This window comes from Streptomyces sp. NPDC041970 (genome assembly GCF_055588985.1).
The window spans coordinates 44,883-62,430 of record NZ_JBVJCD010000010.1; the positions used below are offsets into that span (position 1 = coordinate 44,883).

General features: G+C 72.8%; 15 protein-coding genes. 7 read left to right on the forward strand and 8 right to left on the reverse strand.

The window, feature by feature from the left end:
- Positions 1 to 20 precede the first annotated feature (20 nt).
- The 3 genes from ACZ6EJ_RS08170 (at position 21) to ACZ6EJ_RS08180 (ending at position 2,354) form a co-directional block, all read left to right on the forward strand.
- Positions 21 to 389 carry a YciI family protein gene (locus ACZ6EJ_RS08170; RefSeq protein WP_469265348.1) on the forward strand — a complete coding sequence of 123 codons (369 nt, stop codon included), beginning with the start codon at positions 21 to 23 and terminating at the stop codon, positions 387 to 389.
- On the forward strand, positions 386 to 1,642 hold the full coding sequence (locus ACZ6EJ_RS08175) for an RNA polymerase sigma factor (RefSeq protein ID WP_469265349.1): 1,257 nt from the start codon (positions 386 to 388) through the stop codon (positions 1,640 to 1,642). Before ACZ6EJ_RS08170 ends, ACZ6EJ_RS08175 begins: the two co-directional genes overlap by 4 nt.
- A 304-nt stretch (positions 1,643 to 1,946) precedes the next feature.
- Positions 1,947 to 2,354, forward strand: a complete 408-nt coding sequence (locus ACZ6EJ_RS08180) for a transposase (RefSeq protein WP_469265350.1) — start codon at positions 1,947 to 1,949, stop codon at positions 2,352 to 2,354.
- A gap of 49 nt (positions 2,355 to 2,403) precedes the next feature.
- Here the strand turns inward: ACZ6EJ_RS08180 and ACZ6EJ_RS08185 are convergent, their stop codons facing one another.
- Positions 2,404 to 3,168, reverse strand: coding sequence for a GNAT family N-acetyltransferase (locus ACZ6EJ_RS08185; RefSeq protein WP_469265421.1), 765 nt, complete (start codon positions 3,166 to 3,168; stop codon positions 2,404 to 2,406).
- 497 nt (positions 3,169 to 3,665) lie between these two features.
- On the opposite strand from ACZ6EJ_RS08185, the gene ACZ6EJ_RS08190 reads away from it, so the two are divergent.
- Positions 3,666 to 4,772 (forward strand): M23 family metallopeptidase, encoded by a 1,107-nt coding sequence (locus ACZ6EJ_RS08190; protein WP_469265351.1) that lies wholly within the window; start codon positions 3,666 to 3,668, stop codon positions 4,770 to 4,772.
- Positions 4,773 to 5,069: 297 nt separating this feature from the next.
- Here ACZ6EJ_RS08190 and ACZ6EJ_RS08195 read toward each other — a convergent pair whose 3' ends face one another.
- From ACZ6EJ_RS08195 to ACZ6EJ_RS08215, 5 genes are all read right to left on the reverse strand, one after another.
- On the reverse strand, positions 5,070 to 6,368 hold the full coding sequence (locus ACZ6EJ_RS08195; protein WP_469265353.1) for an adenylosuccinate synthetase: 1,299 nt from the start codon (positions 6,366 to 6,368) through the stop codon (positions 5,070 to 5,072).
- 83 nt (positions 6,369 to 6,451) lie between these two features.
- Positions 6,452 to 7,450, reverse strand: coding sequence for a hypothetical protein (locus tag ACZ6EJ_RS08200; protein WP_469265354.1), 999 nt, complete (start codon positions 7,448 to 7,450; stop codon positions 6,452 to 6,454).
- A 70-nt stretch (positions 7,451 to 7,520) separates the two neighbouring features.
- Positions 7,521 to 8,552, reverse strand: a complete 1,032-nt coding sequence (locus ACZ6EJ_RS08205; protein WP_469265355.1) for a molecular chaperone DnaJ — start codon at positions 8,550 to 8,552, stop codon at positions 7,521 to 7,523.
- The gene (locus tag ACZ6EJ_RS08210; RefSeq protein ID WP_469265357.1) at positions 8,549 to 9,403 is read right to left on the reverse strand and encodes an NUDIX hydrolase; all 855 of its coding nucleotides are present in this window, start codon (positions 9,401 to 9,403) and stop codon (positions 8,549 to 8,551) included. Before ACZ6EJ_RS08210 ends, ACZ6EJ_RS08205 begins: the two co-directional genes overlap by 4 nt.
- A gap of 866 nt (positions 9,404 to 10,269) precedes the next feature.
- Positions 10,270 to 11,016, reverse strand: coding sequence for a phosphotransferase (locus ACZ6EJ_RS08215; protein WP_469265358.1), 747 nt, complete (start codon positions 11,014 to 11,016; stop codon positions 10,270 to 10,272).
- 812 nt (positions 11,017 to 11,828) lie between these two features.
- Between ACZ6EJ_RS08215 and ACZ6EJ_RS08220 the strand changes: the two genes are divergently transcribed.
- On the forward strand, positions 11,829 to 11,975 hold the full coding sequence (locus ACZ6EJ_RS08220; protein WP_469265359.1) for a hypothetical protein: 147 nt from the start codon (positions 11,829 to 11,831) through the stop codon (positions 11,973 to 11,975).
- A gap of 350 nt (positions 11,976 to 12,325) precedes the next feature.
- On the forward strand, positions 12,326 to 12,547 hold the full coding sequence (locus ACZ6EJ_RS08225) for a DUF6892 domain-containing protein (RefSeq protein WP_469265423.1): 222 nt from the start codon (positions 12,326 to 12,328) through the stop codon (positions 12,545 to 12,547).
- 242 nt (positions 12,548 to 12,789) lie between these two features.
- Here the strand turns inward: ACZ6EJ_RS08225 and ACZ6EJ_RS08230 are convergent, their stop codons facing one another.
- Positions 12,790 to 14,655: a glycosyl hydrolase family 18 protein gene (locus ACZ6EJ_RS08230; RefSeq protein ID WP_469265360.1), complete on the reverse strand. Its 1,866-nt coding sequence runs from the start codon at positions 14,653 to 14,655 to the stop codon at positions 12,790 to 12,792.
- 375 nt (positions 14,656 to 15,030) lie between these two features.
- Between ACZ6EJ_RS08230 and ACZ6EJ_RS08235 the strand changes: the two genes are divergently transcribed.
- The gene (locus tag ACZ6EJ_RS08235; protein WP_469265361.1) at positions 15,031 to 15,462 is read left to right on the forward strand and encodes a LuxR C-terminal-related transcriptional regulator; all 432 of its coding nucleotides are present in this window, start codon (positions 15,031 to 15,033) and stop codon (positions 15,460 to 15,462) included.
- A gap of 94 nt (positions 15,463 to 15,556) precedes the next feature.
- Here the strand turns inward: ACZ6EJ_RS08235 and ACZ6EJ_RS08240 are convergent, their stop codons facing one another.
- Positions 15,557 to 16,879: a pyridoxal phosphate-dependent aminotransferase gene (locus tag ACZ6EJ_RS08240; protein WP_469265363.1), complete on the reverse strand. Its 1,323-nt coding sequence runs from the start codon at positions 16,877 to 16,879 to the stop codon at positions 15,557 to 15,559.
- Positions 16,880 to 17,548 lie beyond the last annotated feature (669 nt).

Here is a 17,548-nt window from a genome sequence, read left to right on the forward strand (position 1 = left end):
ACGACGGTGAGGAGTTGGACATGAAGTTCCTGCTGATCATGCACATCAACCCGGCCATCATGGAGGAACTGACCGACGCCGAGCGCCAGGAGATCATGGATGGCCACGGCGCCTTCATGAAGACGATCCGCGAGTCCGGCGAGATGATCGGCACCGAGGCGCTGGCCGATCCGGCCCAGAGCTCGGTGGTCCGCGTCCGCGACGGCGTGCCGGTCGTCACCGACGGTCCCTACCTGGAGGCCAAGGAGTTCCTGGGCGGCTACTACCTGGTCGACGTCGCGAGCAGGGACCGCGCGCTGGAGCTGGCCGCGATGATCCCGGACGCCCGGATCAACGGCCTGGGCATCGAGGTCCGCCAGGTGATCTTCTCCGGCGGCCCGACCGCGTGAGCGCCGACCGCGCCACCGTCGAGGGCCTGTTGCGCGCGCTCGCGCCGCAGGCCCTCGGCGCGTTGGTCCGCCGCTACGGACAGTTCGACCTGAGCGAGGACGCCGTGCAGGAGGCGCTGCTCGCCGCGGCGACACGCTGGCCGATCGACGGCGTCCCGGACAACCCGCACGGCTGGCTGACCACGGTCGCCGGCCGCCGCCTGGTCGACCGGATGCGCAGCGAACAGGCTCGGCGCCGGCGTGAGGACGCGGTGGCCGCCCGGGAACCGACTCGGACGTCGCCCGGTCCCGGCGAGGACATCCCGGCCAACCGGGACGACACGCTGGTCCTGCTGTTCCTGTGCTGTCACCCGGCGCTGAGCCCGGCCTCGCAGGTCGCGCTGACGCTGCGCGCGGTCGGCGGCCTGACCACCGCGGAGATCGCCCGCGCCCACTTCGTGCCGGAACCGACCATGGCGGCTCGGATCAGCCGGGCCAAACAGCGGATCAAGGCCACCGGCAGCGAGTTCACCATGCCGGTCGGGCAGGACCGGGCGGAGCGACTGCGGGTCGTACTGCACGTGCTGTACCTGATCTTCAACGAGGGCTGTACCGCCGGCTCCGGAGACCGGCTCCGGCGCGACGACCTGGCCGCCGAGGCGATCCGGGTGACCCGTCTGCTGAACCGGCTGCTGCCGGACGACGGCGCGGTGGCCGGCCTGCTGGCCCTGATGCTGCTCACCGACGCCCGCCGGGCCGCCCGCACCGGCCCGCACGGCGAGCTGATCCCGCTCGACGAGCAGGACCGCTCGCGCTGGGACCGCGGTCGCATCGCCGAGGGCGTCGCGCTGGTCACCGACGCGATGACCCGCTCGACACTCGGCCCCTACCAACTGCAGGCCGCCATCGCCGCGCTGCACGACGAGGCGCCCAGCACCGGCGAGACCGACTGGCGTCAGATCAACACGCTGTACAAGATCCTGGAGCGGCTGTCGCCGAACCCGATGGCCAGCCTCAACCGGGCGGTGGCGGTCGCCATGGTCGACGGACCGCGGGCCGGCCTGGCCCTGCTGGACGAGCTGGCCGCGGACGACCGGATCACCGACCACCACCGGCTGCACGCGGTCCGCGCACACCTGCTGGAGAGGGCCGGCGACCGTTCGGCGGCCCAGGAGTACTACCACCGCGCCGCCCGCGGCACCACCAGCCTGGCCGAGTGCCGCTACCTGAACACCCGTGCCGACCGACTGGCGCCCCGTCCCGCCTCCGGCTGACGCCTCCCGCTCCACCCCGGTCGGGACTGCCACTGCGCTGCCCGAGGGTTCGTACGTCCGGCAACGAGCGTTCGCGCTGCGCGAAGACCAACATGACGCCCGCGCAGGTCAACACCCCCGAGGCGCGACGAGGGCGCACCGTCAGCCGGGCCCACCAACACGCCGCCGGGGCGCGGAAAAGGGGGACCTGCTGAAGGAGCCGCCCGGCGGGGTCGGCGTCGAGCCGGACGATCTCCCGCTCGGCCGCTCGCGCGGCGGCCTGACCACGAAGCTGCACCTGGCTGTTGAGCAGGGTCAGAAGCCGATGTCCATCGTGATCACGGCCGGACGGCGCGGCGACTCCCCGCAGTTCGAGCCCGTCCTGAAGAAGGTCCGCGTCGCCCGACCGGGCGCCGGACGGCCGCGGACCCGTCCCGGCCGGGTCCGTGCCGACAAGGCGTACGCCCCCCGCGAGAACCGCGCCTCCTTGCGCGGGCGCGGAATCCGCTGCAGCGTACCGGGCAAGGCCGACCAGGCGGCCCACCGCGAGAAGCACGGCTCCCGTGGTGGCCGGCCGCCCAAGTCCGACGCCGAGGACCACAAGGCTCGGCACGCGGTCGAGTGCGGGATCAATCGCCTCAAGAGGCACTGCGCCGTGGCGACGCGCTACGACGAGCTCGCGGTGCGCTACGAGGCGACCGTCCTCGTCGCGGCCATCAACGAGTGGCTGTGACCGGCACGTGCACGGATGACGGACGGACCGCCCGCGGAGTCTTGACGGCTCAGGGGGTAATGGCATGTTCGACGAACCGGCCGCAGGAACGGAACCCCAGGCGCCGGTAGACGGGCTCGCCATCGGCCGACGCCTGGAGAACCGCGATGCGGTGGCCACGGTCTTGGGCCGTGTGGAGTGCCGCGAGCGTGATGGCGCCGCCGTAGCCGCGTCGGCGATGGGCGGCCAGGGTGGAGATGTTGTAGACGCCGGCGACTCCCGCGTGCAGGAACACCTCGGCGGAGCAGACCGGTCGGCCCCCGACGTAGCCGACGAGGTATCGGGCCGGGCAGTCCTCGGCCAGTGCCTGCGCGGTGTTCCGGGCGAAGAAGCTTTGGACGGTCTCGGCGGGCGGGTTCCAGTTCGCGGCGAGGACCAGGGCGTAGTCGGCGAGCTGTTCGGGCTCGGTCACCGGCTGGATGTCAAGGCCGGGGACGGCCGGGGACGCCGGGGTCTCGTCGAGCTCGGCCCACATCGCCGCCTCGGTGCCGGAGGCCGGCAGGCCTGCTGCCGTCAGCCCGGCCGAGAGGTCCGGTGGCGTCGAGGCCGGGCCCACCCACCAGGAGAAGGGGCGGCCGGTGCGGGTCAACGTGCTGATGGTTTCGGCGACGCGCGCCGTGGCGTCGGCTGCGGTGAAGCGGGCGGCGGCCACGATGTTGAAGGTGTCGTCGTCCAGGCCGCTGTCCGCGACCAGAAGGTCATCGGTCTTCGTGACGGTCGCGCCGGACATGCTTCGGTGCAGATGGCAGGCGTGTTCCGCCAGGTTCTGTTCCATCCTGTTCATCAAGTCGGCTTCGCCGGAGAAGTAATCATCCATGATGGTTGATCCCAGCACGACCGGGCGAAGACCGCATACGATTTTAGGCGGTGCCACGCCGACGACCAGCACTTTCGACACACGCCCCAGGCGCCCTGAAGAGTGCGAACAGATCTTCATCGCCAAGGAGCGTCCGGCAGGCTCGCCCGCCGACCCGCGCTCGGCAAGGCCCTTCTCGTCTCTCGTCGCAGGCCGAGTTCTGCGCCGGGGACTTCGGTGGGATGTTCCCGTTCCCTCCCAACAGTCAGCTACGGGAACCACGGTTCGGCGCTCAGCATCTCCCTTGATTCCATGGCTACTTGACCTGTTCTGGCGAACCACGGGCCCGTAAGCTACGCGCATAGATTTGGTGCAGACATGACAGTACATGGATGCCCTGGCGTGGCCGCGCGTTCCACCCAGCTCTCGCTCCCGTCGGCCTGTCGGGCCCCTCTCGTCCAGAAGGGACACCACCCGTGCTCTCCAAGCTGTCCGTGAGAACCAGCGTCGCCGCCCTCGCCGCCCTCGGCCTGCTCGCCACCGCGCCCTCGGCGACGGCGGCCTTCCGCGACGCGGCCGCAACGCCTGCCGGGGCCCCGGCGATCGCCGCCCAGTCGCCTTCCCCCGGTGTCACCGTGAGAATGCAGCCCGCGGTGGCCGACCGCCTCGGCACCGGTCGACAGGCGCTGATAGACGCCGTCTCCACCGACGCCCTCTCCCGGTCCGCCGACGCCAAGGGCCTCACCCCGAAAGCCGCCGTCCGCAAACTCGCCGGTGAGAGCCGCAAGGTGGTCGTCGATGTCCGTACCGTCTCGGCCGACTGGGCTCGTGGCGTCGCGTACGTCGAAGCACCCCGCACCCAGCACGGCGAGCCGGAGGGCTGGCTCTACATCGCCCACCGCAAGGACGGGCGATGGGTCGCGGGCCTCGAGGGCGACCGCGAGTTCGCCGATCACGTGGACAGGTCTCCGCTGGTCGGCAAGGCGGAGCGGCGGACCATGACGGCGTACGCTCAGCGCAGGGCGACTCCGCGGCAGGAAACGCCTTCGGCAGGCGCCACGGCCGCCAACACCAACGGGTTGCTGCTGCCCTGGATGCCCGACTACTACATGACTCTCACGGGCGGGGCGCACTCCCACACCGGCTCGACGGGTTACTGGAGCAGTCTCGACTTCGCGGGAGGCAACGCCAGCGGGCGGGTCCGCTCGTCCCGGGAGGGAACGGCGACCTCGATGTGCGGCGCCGGAGGCGGCTGGACCAGAGTGATCCACCCCGGCGGCTTCTCGACGGACTATTACCACATGTGGAACACCACCTACTACAACGGAACGTCGATCGCCCGCAGCGCCCTGCTCGGCTCCATCGGCACCGACACCTGTGCCGGAGGGTCCGCGACCGGAGCCCACGTCCACTGGAGCCTGCGTACGTACGACGCCGACTACAACGGCCAGTACACCTGGCTCAACGGCCGTACCATCGGCGGCTGGGCCTGGTGGAACGGTTCCAGCCAGTACACCGGGTGCGCAACCCGCTCGGGCGTCACCGCCTGCCCCGGCACGGCGATCTACAACCGCACGAGCTGACCACCGCCCTGTGGCGTCGCCCCGGACGCGAGCCCGCGGGCGACGTCACCGGGCCGGACGACGGACCGTGGGAGCGGTCAGGACGAGAGAAGTCGTGGACCCGCTCCGGCTCGGGGCGGTCCACGTACGCACGGCCGGAGTGTTCCCGGGCGGGGCGTGCTCCTGGTCCGGTGGCCTCGCCGGCGCCTCGTAGGTGCGAAGGCCTGGCCACGTGTTCTCGATGCCGGCCTCGTACGCGTGGTCACAGGCGTCGAGCGCGCGCCCCGTGCCCGCCACGCCCCTCGGCCTCCCTCTCGGTCAGGCTCGCTGCGCCACGACGGAAGGGGGGAGCCTCCTGCCGCTCCGGACCGCTCTGACGTCCGCGTACGTCGGCCCGTGGGACGCGAGGACGACGGGGGCGGAGAGGGCCTGGCCGATGGCGGCCGACCACGCGTCCGGGTCGGTCCCCGGGGCCTCCCAGGCGGCCGGTCCCGCCCCCTTCAGGCGGGCCGTCAGCGCGGCCTGCCTCCCGAGGTCGCCGGGAGCGCCGGCCGGCAGGCGTTCGACGAGCCGGCCGTCCATGTCGTAGGCGCGTGCGATGCGCAGCCGTGGGCAGCGGGCGGGAGCGTCGAGGTGGGTGACGGCCAGCGCGTCCACTCCCCCGCAGGCCTCGACGGCGTAGGCGTGCGCCACGGCGTCGAAGTGCCCGACGCGGAAGGCCCCCTGCCAGCGGCCGTGCCCGTTGTGCGGTTCCGGCAGCTCGCGGGCGAGTTCCGGGTCCTCGGTGACGAGCGGTCCGGGCCCGTGCCGGGTGGTGTAGGTGCGTACCACCCCGAGCCGGCGCGCCGTGCCCGCACCGCCCGCCTCGGCCAGCAGCGTCTCGGCGTTGGCGAAGGTGGTCGTCGACCACGTCGTGTACGGGTGGAAGCCGTGCCACTCGTCGAGCAGCACGCCCTGCGCCCCCTCGAAGACCACCTGGCCCTCGGCCAGCAGTCGCGCGAGATGTCCCTCATCCACCAGGGTCACGGCGCGGGCGAACGCCGCGAAGGCGTCCGCGCAGTGCTCGACGGGCGGCGCCGGCAGCCTTCCCAGCTCGCCGGACAACCGGTCGCGCAGCAGGGCGAGTTTGCGCAGCAGGCGGGGGCGTGAGACGCAGTCGCCCGCCCGGAGCGCGTCCTCGGGGTGGGCCAGGGCGTACGCCGCGGTCTCGCCGATGCCCATGCCGCACGAACCGTGCCGCGCCCTGCCTCGGGCCTGTTCGCGCAGTCGGTTGGCCGCCGCGTGGTAGGGCGTGGTGAGCACGGCGTCCCGGTCGACGGTCAGCAGGGAGAGCGGCTGACGGACGCCGAGCGCGGTGAGGTGGTCCGCCTCGGCGGTGAGCGCGAGCGGGTCGACCAGCATGAAGCGGGACAGGTGGGTGGGTGTCCCGTGCAGGGTGCCGGCGCCGAACTGGGCGAAGGTGTGGTGGCGTCCGTCGGGCGTGACGACGTTGTGCGCGGCCTGGGCGCCGCCGTTGAAGCGGACCACCGCCCGGACCGGCTCCGCCGAGCAGAGCCGGTCCACGACAACGCCCTTGCCCGCGTCCCCGTAGCCGAGGTCGACGACGATGGTGTGCATGGTGCCTCCGGGTGGTTCGTGCGGTCGCTTCGGTACGGGGGCGCAGGCGCGCCGGGGCGTCCCCGGCGCGCCTCCCCCTCAGGTCACAGACGCGTCGTCCCGCCGGCCGGAGGGGTGCTCGCGGCGTCCACCAGCGGGGCGCCCGCCGCCGGGCGGGGGGCGCGGTCGCGGCCGAGCGTGGCGAGGGCCTTGCCGACCGAGGCGCCCGCGTCCGAACCGACGTCGTCGAGGTCGGCGAGGCCCTCCGCGAGATCGATGGCCTCCTCGCCGAGGCCGATGGTGAGCGCGATGGTCTCGCAGACCGCGTCCAGGTCGTCGAGTTCGATGACGTTCTGGCCCAGCAGCCTGCGCCACAGGCCGAGGACCTCGGTGTTGCCGGCGTACGAGGACCCGGCGGGCAGGATGTAGTACACGTCGAACTTCCGGCGCAGCTCGGCGATGATCGCGGTGATCGGTATGTCCTCGCGCAGGTCGTCGCCGATGACCTCGCGCACCTCGCGGGCCTTGACCTTGCCGTAGGGCATCTCGTCGCCGATGACGAACAGGTAGCCGCGCCGGCCGCGCTTCTCGTGGCAGTCGAGGGAGGTGTGCCGGGCCATCGCGTACATGGCCAGCTCGTACGACTCCGTCATCTGCCCACCGCCACCGCCCTCCAACAGGATGTTGCCGAGGTCGTCGTCCATCCGGTTGTCGGACTCGAACTGGCCGAGCTGGAGCGGCACCCGGTCGCAGGTGGCGTCGCCCACCGCGCCGAAGAGGATCTGCGGGTGCTCGACGTAGCCCTTGCGGAGCAGCAGCCCGAACAGCTCGGGCAGCTTGGTCTGCAGCGTCTGCGGTACGGACCGCATCGAGCCGGTCACGTCGAAGAGCACCGAGACGGCGACCGAGGAAGGGTGTTCGGCGGAGTCGCGGCTCTCGCGGACGGTGAGGTCCTTGGGGTCCAGGGACGGGTGCGCCGCCCAGGAGCTGCGCGGGGCGGACGAGGTGAGGCGGTCGCTGTAGGCGAAGGCGCCCGTGCCGGACGCGGCGCGGTAGCGCGCCGCGGCGTCGTAGACGTTGGTGGACCAGCTTCCACTGCCCATGGTGTTCCCCTTCGGTGCTGTGTTCGTGTTCGGTGTGGTGGTACGGGTGGTCGTCTCGGGTAGGTCGCCGTCAGGCGAGCGGCATGGTGAACGGGCGGAAGGTCCGCGGCCCGTAGAGCCGGTCCAGGAGCTCGTCGAGTTCGGCGAGCAGCCGCCACGCGTCGTGCGGTCGGCCTGCTTCGCCGGGGAGTGTGCAGCCCCGGACGAAGGCGGCGAGCGGCTTGGGGACGCGTTCTCCCATCAGGTGCTCCATGCAGCGCGCCGCGAGGTGGAGGTCGGTGGCCTCGCTGACGGGCCGTCGGCCGGGGATCTCGGGCGGGTACCGCTCGCGATGGCGCTCGACGAGGGCCGGCGCCGTGGTGCCGATCGCGGTCGCGTAGCACCAGTCGACGAGCACCAGCCCGTGCAGCTCGGGATGGATGAGGACGTGCTCGGGGAGGACCGCGCAGTGCACCAGTCCGGCCCGGTGCGCCCAGCCGAGGGCGACCAGCAGGCGGCGCCACATCCAGACGGCGTCCCTCGGGTCGAGCCCTCCGGGGTGCGCGGCGGCGACCTCGGCGAGGGTGTGGAAGCCGTCGAGCGGTTCGAGGGCGTTGACCCGGCGCTCGGCGCCATCGGTGTCACGGTGCCGGAACGTCTCGATCAGCCGGGGGGCGTAGGCACGGTGGCGCGGTTCGGCCCGGGTGTCGAGGTGGGTCAGCGCCTCGGCCTCGTGCTCGATCAGGTCGTTGTCGTACGGCCGCAGCGGGATCTTCAGCAGGGCGTCGTGCCGTGTCCCGTCGCTACGGCGGTAGTCGGCGCGACGCAGTACGGCGAGGTCGCCGGTGGTCTGCGGGTCGCCGAGCCGGTAGGTGTGCCGGCGGGTGGTGAGGGTGGCGGGCACGGGGCTCGCGGCGTCGAGGTGCTCGCGCCACTGTGCGGCCAGGGCCAGGAAGGCGGACGAGGCCGCTGCCCGGCGGTCGGGTGGCGCGGTGTCCGGATGCAGCAGCCGGGCGAGCCGGCGGTGCAGCCGGGCGGCGGCGGCCCGGTCGTCGGGGAAGCCGTGGCGCAGGGCGTCCAGGGCCTGGTCGAAGGTGTGGACGGCATCGTCGGCGGGGCTCATCGGACGGTCTCCTCGCGGTCCGGGCGCAGGAGGGCGGGGTGCAGGAGGCGGGCGTCTCCCGCGCGGTAGAGCCGGGCGCGCGGGCCGCCGCGGGCGTTGCCATGGGCGGCGGTGCCTCCGGTGGACTCGACGAAGCCGGGGACCGAGAGCACCTTGCGGTGGAAGTTGCCCGCGTGCAGGGTCGCGCCCCAGACGGCTTCGTAGACGGCGCGCAGTTCGGAGATGGTGAACTGCTCACCGAGGAAGGCGGTGGCCAGCGGCGTGTACTCGATCTTCGAGCGGGCGCGGTCGAGGCCGTCGGCGAGGATGCGGGCGTGGTCGAAGGCCAGCTCGGGGCCCTGGGGGTGGCGGCCGGGACCATCCTCGTGGGGCCCTGGCCGCCGCCCGTGTCGATGGGGGTCCGTCGTGTCCGGTCCCCGGCCGGGGTCGACGTCCGCGACGGGGATCCACGCGGCGGCCTCGGCGTCACTGCCGGCCCGCGCGTCCGGGAGATCGGGGGCGAAGGCGAGGTGAGCGACGGAGACCACGTGCATCCGCGGGTCCCGTTCGGGCCCGCCGTAGGAACCGAGCTGTTCGAGGTGCACCCGGTCGAGTCCGCCGGCCGCGTCGAGACCGGTCTCCTCGGCCAGTTCCCTGGCCGCGGCCTGGCCGAGCGATTCACGTCCGGCCCGGACGAAACCGCCGGGCAGCGCCCAGGCGCCCTCGAACGGCGGCGCACCCCGGCGAACCAGCAGGACGTGCAGGGCCCCCTCACGCAACGTCAGGGCGACCACGTCGACGGTCACGGCGATCGGGTCGAAGGCGCGCGCATCGTAGGCGGCGAGGAAGCGGTCCTCCTGTTGCGGTGCCATGGCGCTACCCCTCGTCGAGTTATTCTCAGCTTGAGTAAATCTCTACTTGAGAAGAACTTAGCATCGCCCCAGGGCCGCGTCCAGGGATCGGAGGAGGCTGTCGGGGTTCCACTGCGGGAGCGAGATCAACCTCTGTGGCGCCAGGACCGCCGACGCCCGTGCCGAGGAAGACCCCCGCGACGGGAACGGGACCGGTACTCCGCGACAGCGCGTAACCTCCGCGTGGCCCGTCAAGAAGCCGAAAGCAGGGGGCGCGTTCGCCGAAGGCGGCCCAGCCGCCCGGCTTCTGGGTTCGCCGGACTGTTCGGGGCTGCTCCACTGCGAAGGCGAGAGCCGACCGGCGCCCGTGCGACGGCGAAAGCATCGGGCAGTCGGACCTTGGAGCGTCACCGGCGCCGTGTGCGTTCGGGCGGCCCGTGTTCGGATGAGCACGGGGCCCGCGGTCCGCGCCGGCCGCCGGTCATGCACCTCTTGCGCGATCCGATCCGGGCTCGCCCACGGGGCGGCGAGTGGCGGTGCGGATGCGCGAGGGCCGGCCCACCGGGCAGTCGGGACCTGCGGCGACATGCTGTGCCAGGGCGGAGGCGCGGGGCGATGGGTGCGGTCGGGGCGGCTCGGGCTGCTGCGGTCGGGGGGCCTTCAACGGCCTCGGAGGCGCGCCCGGCGGACCACGGCGTGTGGCGACGGCTCAGGAGACACCGTGGCATCACCTCCTCTTCCGCATCCTGCTCGGGCTGTTCACGATGTCCGGGCCGAAAGCTGCTCCCGCGCCGCCGCCGGTTGTCCCGCGGCCTCGAGGCAGAAGGCGTCCGGCTGCTCGCAGGGGGTTGCGCGCGATGCCGCGAGAGGCGCGGGCCCGCGCAGCCTCACATCCGGGATCTCAGCTGGTCGACCTCGCAACCCGGCGCGAAGGGATCGAAGCCGTGCTCGATCAGCCAGCGGACTGCCAGCAGGCTGCGCAACGACCACCACGCCTGGATCACCTCCAGGTCGACGTCGGCGCCGTAGCCGGCGAGGACGTCGTCAAGGTGCTCCTCGTGTCCGAGCGTGAAGGCGGCCACGTCGTACAGGGCGTCGCCCCGGCCCGCCTCGGACCAGTCGATGATGCCGGTGACCTCGTCGCCGTCGACGAAGACGTGCGCGACCTGCAGGTCGCCGTGGGTGAAGGCCGCAGTCCACGGCCGCAGCGCCGCCTCGGCGACCTGGCGGTTCCGGGCGACCAGGTCGGCGGGCAGGAGCCCGTCTCGCACGAGCAAGGCGCACTCCTCGTCGAGCTCCGCCGCCAGCACGTCGATGCTTCGCCCGGCCCGGCCGGGCCGGGGCGGCGGGGGCGCGTCGTGCAGCCTCCGGATCGCGGCGCCCGCCGCGGCCCACGCCGCCGGGGACGCGGCCGACGGCCCGCCCAGGCGCCCGATCGCCATCCCCCGAAGCGCGGCGATCGCGAGCACGGGCGGCCTGCGCCACAGCACCTGCGGGGTCGGGACCGGCGCGAGGGACATCGCCTCGACCTCGACGTCGATACGCGCCTGATCGGCGTCCACCTTCAAGAACACGCCACCGACGCGCAAGGTCGCGCGCTCGGCATGGGCGACGACGACTTCGACCTCATCCATGGGCGACCACTATTCCGGGAATGATCGCCGACGTCGCCGGGTTTGTCGCGTGCGACGACGCGGCCGACCGCGCCCCGTTCCGGCGGCCTCGTGCACGGCGCGGATCCCCGAACCGCGCGCACCCGCCGCCTTCGCCTGCCGAGCCGAGGCGGACAAGCCCACCTCCGACAGTGCGCCTCGCTCGCCGCACCGGGGCTGGACCGGGCAGGCCCGCTGCCGGCCTGCCCCGACGCAGCCCGCCCCGCGGCCCGCACCGTCGGCGGCTCCGAAGCGCCGACGAGTGCGGAAGGCACCACGAGGAGTCGCACGAGGGCAGGGGGCTACAACTGCCGGGCCGACCAACGGGGTTCAGGCGGCCCTCCTGGCGAGAGAGCTGACCGGGACGAGCTCCGGCCGTTGCCATGAGGCCCTGGGCCCCTCGCGCGGAACCGTGGCGGAGAACAGCGGGCGTATGGCTGGGAGTTCCGGGTCGCCCTCCTCGGGCAGCAGGCTGGACGACTCCGTCGAGTGCGACCGCACCGGCGCACTCGACGCCCCCTCGGTTGCCCGTATGCACACGACCTGCTCGTCGGGCGGGAGGGCCACGACACTCCGGGCGGGGGCGACCACCCCGCGACCGACTCGGAGTGCGTCGGCCTCGGCACGGTCGTGCCCGTGGCCCCGAGGCCCGGAAGAACCGTGAGGAGAGGAAGCCGAGGGAGGTGGTGCCACCCTCCGGAACGAGGGACACGCACGACCGGTGTGGAGCGACGCCCAGACATTCCCGCGCCTTCGCGGGGTACGCGGAAGGCATACCGCCTCAAGGAGGAACCATGCCCGGACTGATCGCCCGCCTCACACAGTTCACCCGCAGCCCCCAGGGTCAGCGGACGCTCACCTCTGCCCGACGTGCCGCAGCCGACCCGCGGAAGCGCGCCCAGGTGCGCCGCCTGTTCGGTCGGCTGCGCGGACGCCGATGACGTCACCGCTTCGGCGCCGCGGCGAGGGAGCCCGTCCGGGAGTGGCGACCGGCAGCACGCTTCGCGCTCACCCCGGCTGCGCGCCTCCGCGGGCGTAGCCGGGCAGGGCGGAGAGGTGAAACGCCCCCGGCGGGCGGGGAGCAGCTCCCCTCCGGACCCGCTCCCCCGGCGTACGCTCTCCGATCTCCGCGCCGCTCCCCTGGGTGAGGCATCCCCTGGCCTCCTCCTGGTGATCCGAACGACAAGAGCCCAGGCGACTCCCCCGCCTTGGTCGCTCCTTTACGTCGTGCCGCCCCGCCTCCGCCACGACGTGCGCTCCGCGGGGACACCGCCACGGCGGTCTGGCCGAACTGCTCGCCCGCGTCGAGGAGCTGTGCTTCGACGCCGGGGCGCGCGTCTTCCAGCACTGCGCCCCCGCCTGGGACGGCGAGGACGACCTCTTCGACGTCCACTCCCTCGACGACCTCGCCCCGCTGTCCAACCTGCGGGAGGTCACCTTCGTCGAGGACGGCGTCCTCGTGGCGCCGAACGCGGCGGAGACCTTCGCCGCGCGCGGCATCGCCACCGACTGAACCCCACCACCACCCGTCATCCCGGCCGTACGGGGAGTGCCGAAGGTGTGCGGTAGTCCCCTGCCGGTCGCGACGCCTTCCCCGCAGGCCGGGTGCGCAAGGGCGGCGCACGAAGCCGGGCCTCTCCGGGGGAACGCGGACCGCGACGTCACCGGCACACGCCTTGCGGGGAGGGCGCCGTCACCGAAACGAGCCCGCCCTCCCCGTGACGGGGAGGGCGGGCTCGTTGGTCGTACCGGTTCCTACTTCAGTCCGTTGTTGATGGCGCTCACGAGTTCACCGTTGGCGGTGTCGCCGTTGAACTCCCAGAAGAACGCGCCACCCAGGCCCTGGTTCTTGGCCCACGCCATCTTGGTGCCGACGGTCGCGGGGGTGTCGTAGCTCCACCAGTCGGTACCGCAGTGGGCGTACGCCGTGCCCGCGATCGTGCCGGTGGCCGGGCAGGTCGTCTTCAGGACCTTGTAGTACTGGTTGCCGGGCTCGACGCCGGCCGCAGGTCCGGTGGCGCTGCCGCCGGGGGCGGACTGGGTGACGCCGGTCCAGCCGCGGCCGTAGAAGCCGATGCCGAGCAGCAGCTTGGAGGCCGGGACCCCCTTGGCCTTCAGCTTGGCGATCGCGTCCGCCGAGGTGAAGCCCTGCGCGGGGATGCCGGGGTACGAGGTCAGCGGGGAGTGCGGGGCCGTCGGACCCTGCGCGGCCCAAGCGCCGAAGTAGTCGTACGTCATCACGTCGTACCAGTTGATGTACTGGGCGGCGCCGCCGTAGTCGGCCGCGTCGAGCTTTCCGCCGTTGGAACCGTCAGCGGTGATGGCCGCGGTGAGCAGGTTGTTCGGGCCGAACTTGGCGCGCATGGCCTGCATCATGTTCTTGATCGAGGCCGGGCCGCTGGTGTCGCAGGTCAGGCCGCAGGCGTTGGGGTACTCCCAGTCCAGGTCGATGCCGTCGAAGACGTCGGCCCAGCGCGGGTCCTCGACCAGGTCGTAGCAGGACTGCGCGAACGCGGCCGGGTTCTGTACTGCCTGGCCGAAGCCGCCGGACCAGGTCCAGCCGCCGAAGGACCACAGCACCTTGATGTGCGGGTACTGCGCCTTCAGCTTGCGCAACTGGTTGAAGTGACCGCGCAGCGCCTGGCCCTCGGTGTCGGCCTTGCCGTCGACCGACTGGTCGGCGGAGTAGGACTTCTGGTAGTCCTCGTAGGCGTCGCCGATGGTGCACTTGCCGTTCTGCACGTTGCCGAAGGCGTAGTTGATGTGCGTGATCTTCGAGGCGGAGCCGGAGGTCACGAGGTTCTTCACCGTGTAGGAACCCCAGTTGGTGAAGTACCCCAGGTTGATCTTGCCGTTGCCGCCGGGGTTCTCACCGCCACCGCCGCCGGTGGTGCGGACCGCCGTGGCTGCGGAGGCCGGGCCGGTCTGGTCGGCGGTGTCGCGGGCGACCACGGTGTAGCTGTAGTCGGTGCCGGCGGTCAGGCCGGTGTTCGTGTAGGTGGTGCCGACGACGGTGGCGACGGTCGTGCCGTTGCGCTTGACGTCGTAGTTCTTGACGCCCTTGTCGTCCGTGGCCGCTGCCCAGGACAGCTTCACCGAGGTGTCGGTGATGTCGCTCGCGGCGGGGGCGCCCGGTGCGGAGGGGGCGGCGTCACCGGGGTTGGTGGAGCCGCCGTCGCAGGAGGCGCCGTTGAGCTTGCAGCCGGTGGGCGCGCCGGGGCCGGAGCCGTTGAAGCCGAAGGAGACGGATGCGCCGGGAGCCAGGGTGCCGTTCCAGCCGAGGTTCTTGGCGGTCCAGTGGTTCACGGAGTTGGTGACGGTGGCGTCCCAGGCGGAGGTGACCTTGGTGCCCTCGGGGAAGTCCCACTCGACGGTCCAGGACGTGAGCGTGGTGGTGCCGGTGTTCTTCACCGTCCACTTGCCCTCGAAACCGGAGCCCCAGGAGGAGGCTTTGGCGTAGACGGCGGTGGCGGAGGCGGCGGCTTCCGCGGGGGCGGCGAGGCCGACCATGGCGGCCAGCGGGAGGAGGAGCGCGGTCGTGCCCGCGAGGGCCTTGGACCATTTGCTCGGGGCGAGGCTCTGCGGCTTTCCGGTTCGGCGCCATCGTGTTGCGGTGCTCAAGGATGCTCCCTGGGTGGTGATCTGAGGACAGGGGTGCTCCCTGGCCTGCCAACCCTGCGTGGCCCTGAGCGCTCGGTGTCTTTCCTCGGGACTTCCCGCAGTGTCCCCGCGACACTAGGAAGGACTAGACCAATCGTCAAGAGTTCCAGCCATGGAGATCGTTGTTGTTCGAGTGAGTCCTCCCGGAAGGCGTGGGGCTCGTCCGCCATCGCCACCCGCCGCCGAGGGAGCAGATCAGGTGGCCGGGATCGTCGGGGAAGCGGTGAACCGGCCGTCCTGGTTCAGGGCGGCCGGTGGGGGAACGCGGGAGACAAGTCTCGCGACCGCGCTCGGCGCTTCCCGGGCGCTCCTCCCGACAGCAGCGGTAGACGACCAGTGGCGCACTCTTCTCCCGAGCCCGGCGCACACGGCGGGGACGATGCCCAGGAGGGCGAGGTCCTCGCCCTCCTGCTGCGCGTCATCGACGGGCTGGCGGCTCTGGAGCGGGCTCAGGAACAGCTCGTGGGCGAGCTGCGGCGCCTGAACCCGACCGCGGGAGGCGACGACGACGCGGTGGCGGACGCGTGGATGGACGCCGGCTTCGCCGACTGGTGCAGGGCGTCCGGTCTGACGGAACGGGAGAGCCAGACACTGGCAGCGCTGCTCACCGGCGCCACCAACCGGAAGATCGGACGCGGTCTCGGCGTCACCGAGCGGACGGTGAAGAACACGCTGCACTCGGTGTACGGGAAACTCGGGGTGTCGGGGCGGTCCGAGGCGATCAGCAGGACCATGGCGCACCTGACGAGGCGGAGACGTGGCCCGTAGCGTCGGGGCCGGGCCGTCGAGCGGCCCCGACGCCGGCGGGTGGCGGGGCCGCCGGAGCCGAGGGCCGCCCCTCCGTACGGGCTCGGGCGGGGTGTCAGCGGCCGGCCGCCGGCTCGCCCTGCCACGTCAGCCCGGCGGCCGCCATGCGCCGCACGGCTCGGGTGAGGGTCCGCGTCGCCGGTCCCAGGAAAAGGCGCACCTGGTCCTGGCCGGGCACGGGGGCCGTGCCCGGTGTCGTCATGTGGCCCTCCCCCAGGAGGACGCCGCTGCGGCGCAGGCACAGGGAGCGGTAGGGCTCGCCCGCCCGGCCGTCGTACCAGGGGGGTGTGCGCATCAGGAGGTAGGGGCCGCACGGGCCGACGAAGAACGCGTCGCGCGGGTAGCCGAGGTCCGCGGCGAGGCGCCGGGCCATGTGGAGGCGTTTGCGGGCGTACTCCTCGCGCTGACGCGCCAGGTAGACGTCGCTCTCCTGGCTCCCGAGCCAGGAGGCCATGGCCGCCTGGAGGGGGACGGCCGACACGAAGCCGTACTGGGGAAGGAGTCGGCCCAACAGGCCCTCCAGCACGGACGGAGGCCCCGTCAGCGCCCCGATGCCCCAGCCGTTGCAGTGGAACTGCTTGCTCAGGGAGCGCACCGCCAGCCAGGGCGGACGCCGGGCCGCGGGAAGGGGGCCGAACTCCTCCAGGAGGATCCGCAGGGCGGAGACCGGGGGCACGTGCGGGTCGTGCAGCGCGTAGTACGCGTCGTCGACGAGGATGGCGCCCCCCACCTCCAGTGCCGCGCGGACCATCGTGCGGACGGTGGTCTCGGCCCAGTTGGCGCCGGTCGGGTTGTGCTGGGCGTTGACGACGAGGACGAGCGGGCCCGACGTGCTCGTCCGGGCCCTTCTCAGAGTGCGCACGACGTCGTCGGGGTCGGGCTGGTGGTGGGCCGCCGGATCGAGGCGGAACCGGTGGACGTCGTAGCCGAGCGGCCCGAAGACACCGGGATAGTCCCATCCGGGCGAGGAGCACACCACGGCCGGACGGCCGGCCGGCTCGTGGGACCGGCCGGCCAGCAGCCGCCCGAAGTGGAACATGGCGTTCCGGGTCCCGCCGTGGGAGACGGCCACCTCGTAGTCCTCGCCGGGCCGCGCGGACCGCGGTATCCGGTGCTCGGCGGGGATGCGGGAGCGCAGCACCCGCCTCAGCGCCGGGAGGCCGTACGGGCTGAGGACGTAACCGTGACCGTGCGGGGGGACGTCCCTGCCGAGGGCGGTGATCAGGCCCGGAGCGGCTCCGTTCCAGGTCTCCCCCAGGCTGAGGTAGATGACGTCGGCCGACTCCCGGCCGGCTGCGTTCGCTTCGCGGAGCAGTTCCGTGTCCCCGTACGGGTTGTGGAGGTCGCCGTCCCTGATCATGTTCTCCGGCACGCTCATGTCGTCGTTCCTTCCGGTCGGTCTGCGGCGTCCCGGCCCGTGGGGACACGGGAGCGGGACGGTCGGGAGAAGCGGTCGTGGGACGCCCGCCGCCCCACCGGCGCCCCGGTGTTCCCGGCCCGGCATCCGCGTCGCCGGCTTCCGGTGTTCCGCCCGCCCCCGCCGGGCCCCCGCTCGGGCGTTCCGGCGCGTCGTGGGCGTGTTCCGGGATGCGGGGCGGCGTACGGGCGACGCGGGCCACCGTCCCGTGCCGGGGCCGGCGACCGGCCGGTCCCCGTGCGGGCCGTGCGGATTCCCGCGACCGCACGTACCGGTTGACCGGGATTCCGCCTTCCATGGGGGAATCCGGCCGGTACCTTCGGCCCGGCCGGGCGGTACCCGTCCGGCTCGCTCGCGGGCGGAACGCCGACCCGGTGCACGCGGTGGCGGGGCGCGCGTTCCACCGGCGTCGTGCACGCGGTCCGGGCGAAAGACCCGGTCACAGGGCATGTTCCTCCGCCCGGCCGCCGACCGGGCGGAGGAGCCCAGAAGATATGGATCCGATACCCGTGGGGCCGGGGCGCGGTCGTGTTTCGGACCGTCGCCCGAGAGGGCCGGGAGGAGACGGCGGACCGGTGGTGCGGGATCCCGCGCACGGTACCGCGAGGAGGCGAGGGAGCCGTTTACACG

Excerpts from the sequence above, each read along its gene's own strand:
- ACZ6EJ_RS08185 (WP_469265421.1), bottom strand. The coding sequence starts at position 3,168 with ATGGAACAGAACCTGGCGGAACACGCCTGCCATCTGCACCGAAGCATG.
- ACZ6EJ_RS08195 (WP_469265353.1), bottom strand. The coding sequence starts at position 6,368 with ATGCACACCATCGTCGTCGACCTCGGCTACGGGGACGCGGGCAAGGGC.
- ACZ6EJ_RS08215 (WP_469265358.1), bottom strand. The coding sequence starts at position 11,016 with ATGGATGAGGTCGAAGTCGTCGTCGCCCATGCCGAGCGCGCGACCTTG.
- ACZ6EJ_RS08180 (WP_469265350.1), top strand. The coding sequence starts at position 1,947 with ATGTCCATCGTGATCACGGCCGGACGGCGCGGCGACTCCCCGCAGTTC.
- ACZ6EJ_RS08205 (WP_469265355.1), bottom strand. The coding sequence starts at position 8,552 with ATGAGCCCCGCCGACGATGCCGTCCACACCTTCGACCAGGCCCTGGAC.
- ACZ6EJ_RS08220 (WP_469265359.1), top strand. The coding sequence starts at position 11,829 with ATGCCCGGACTGATCGCCCGCCTCACACAGTTCACCCGCAGCCCCCAG.
- ACZ6EJ_RS08210 (WP_469265357.1), bottom strand. The coding sequence starts at position 9,403 with ATGGCACCGCAACAGGAGGACCGCTTCCTCGCCGCCTACGATGCGCGC.
- ACZ6EJ_RS08170 (WP_469265348.1), top strand. The coding sequence starts at position 21 with ATGAAGTTCCTGCTGATCATGCACATCAACCCGGCCATCATGGAGGAA.
- ACZ6EJ_RS08240 (WP_469265363.1), bottom strand. The coding sequence starts at position 16,879 with ATGAGCGTGCCGGAGAACATGATCAGGGACGGCGACCTCCACAACCCG.
- ACZ6EJ_RS08200 (WP_469265354.1), bottom strand. The coding sequence starts at position 7,450 with ATGGGCAGTGGAAGCTGGTCCACCAACGTCTACGACGCCGCGGCGCGC.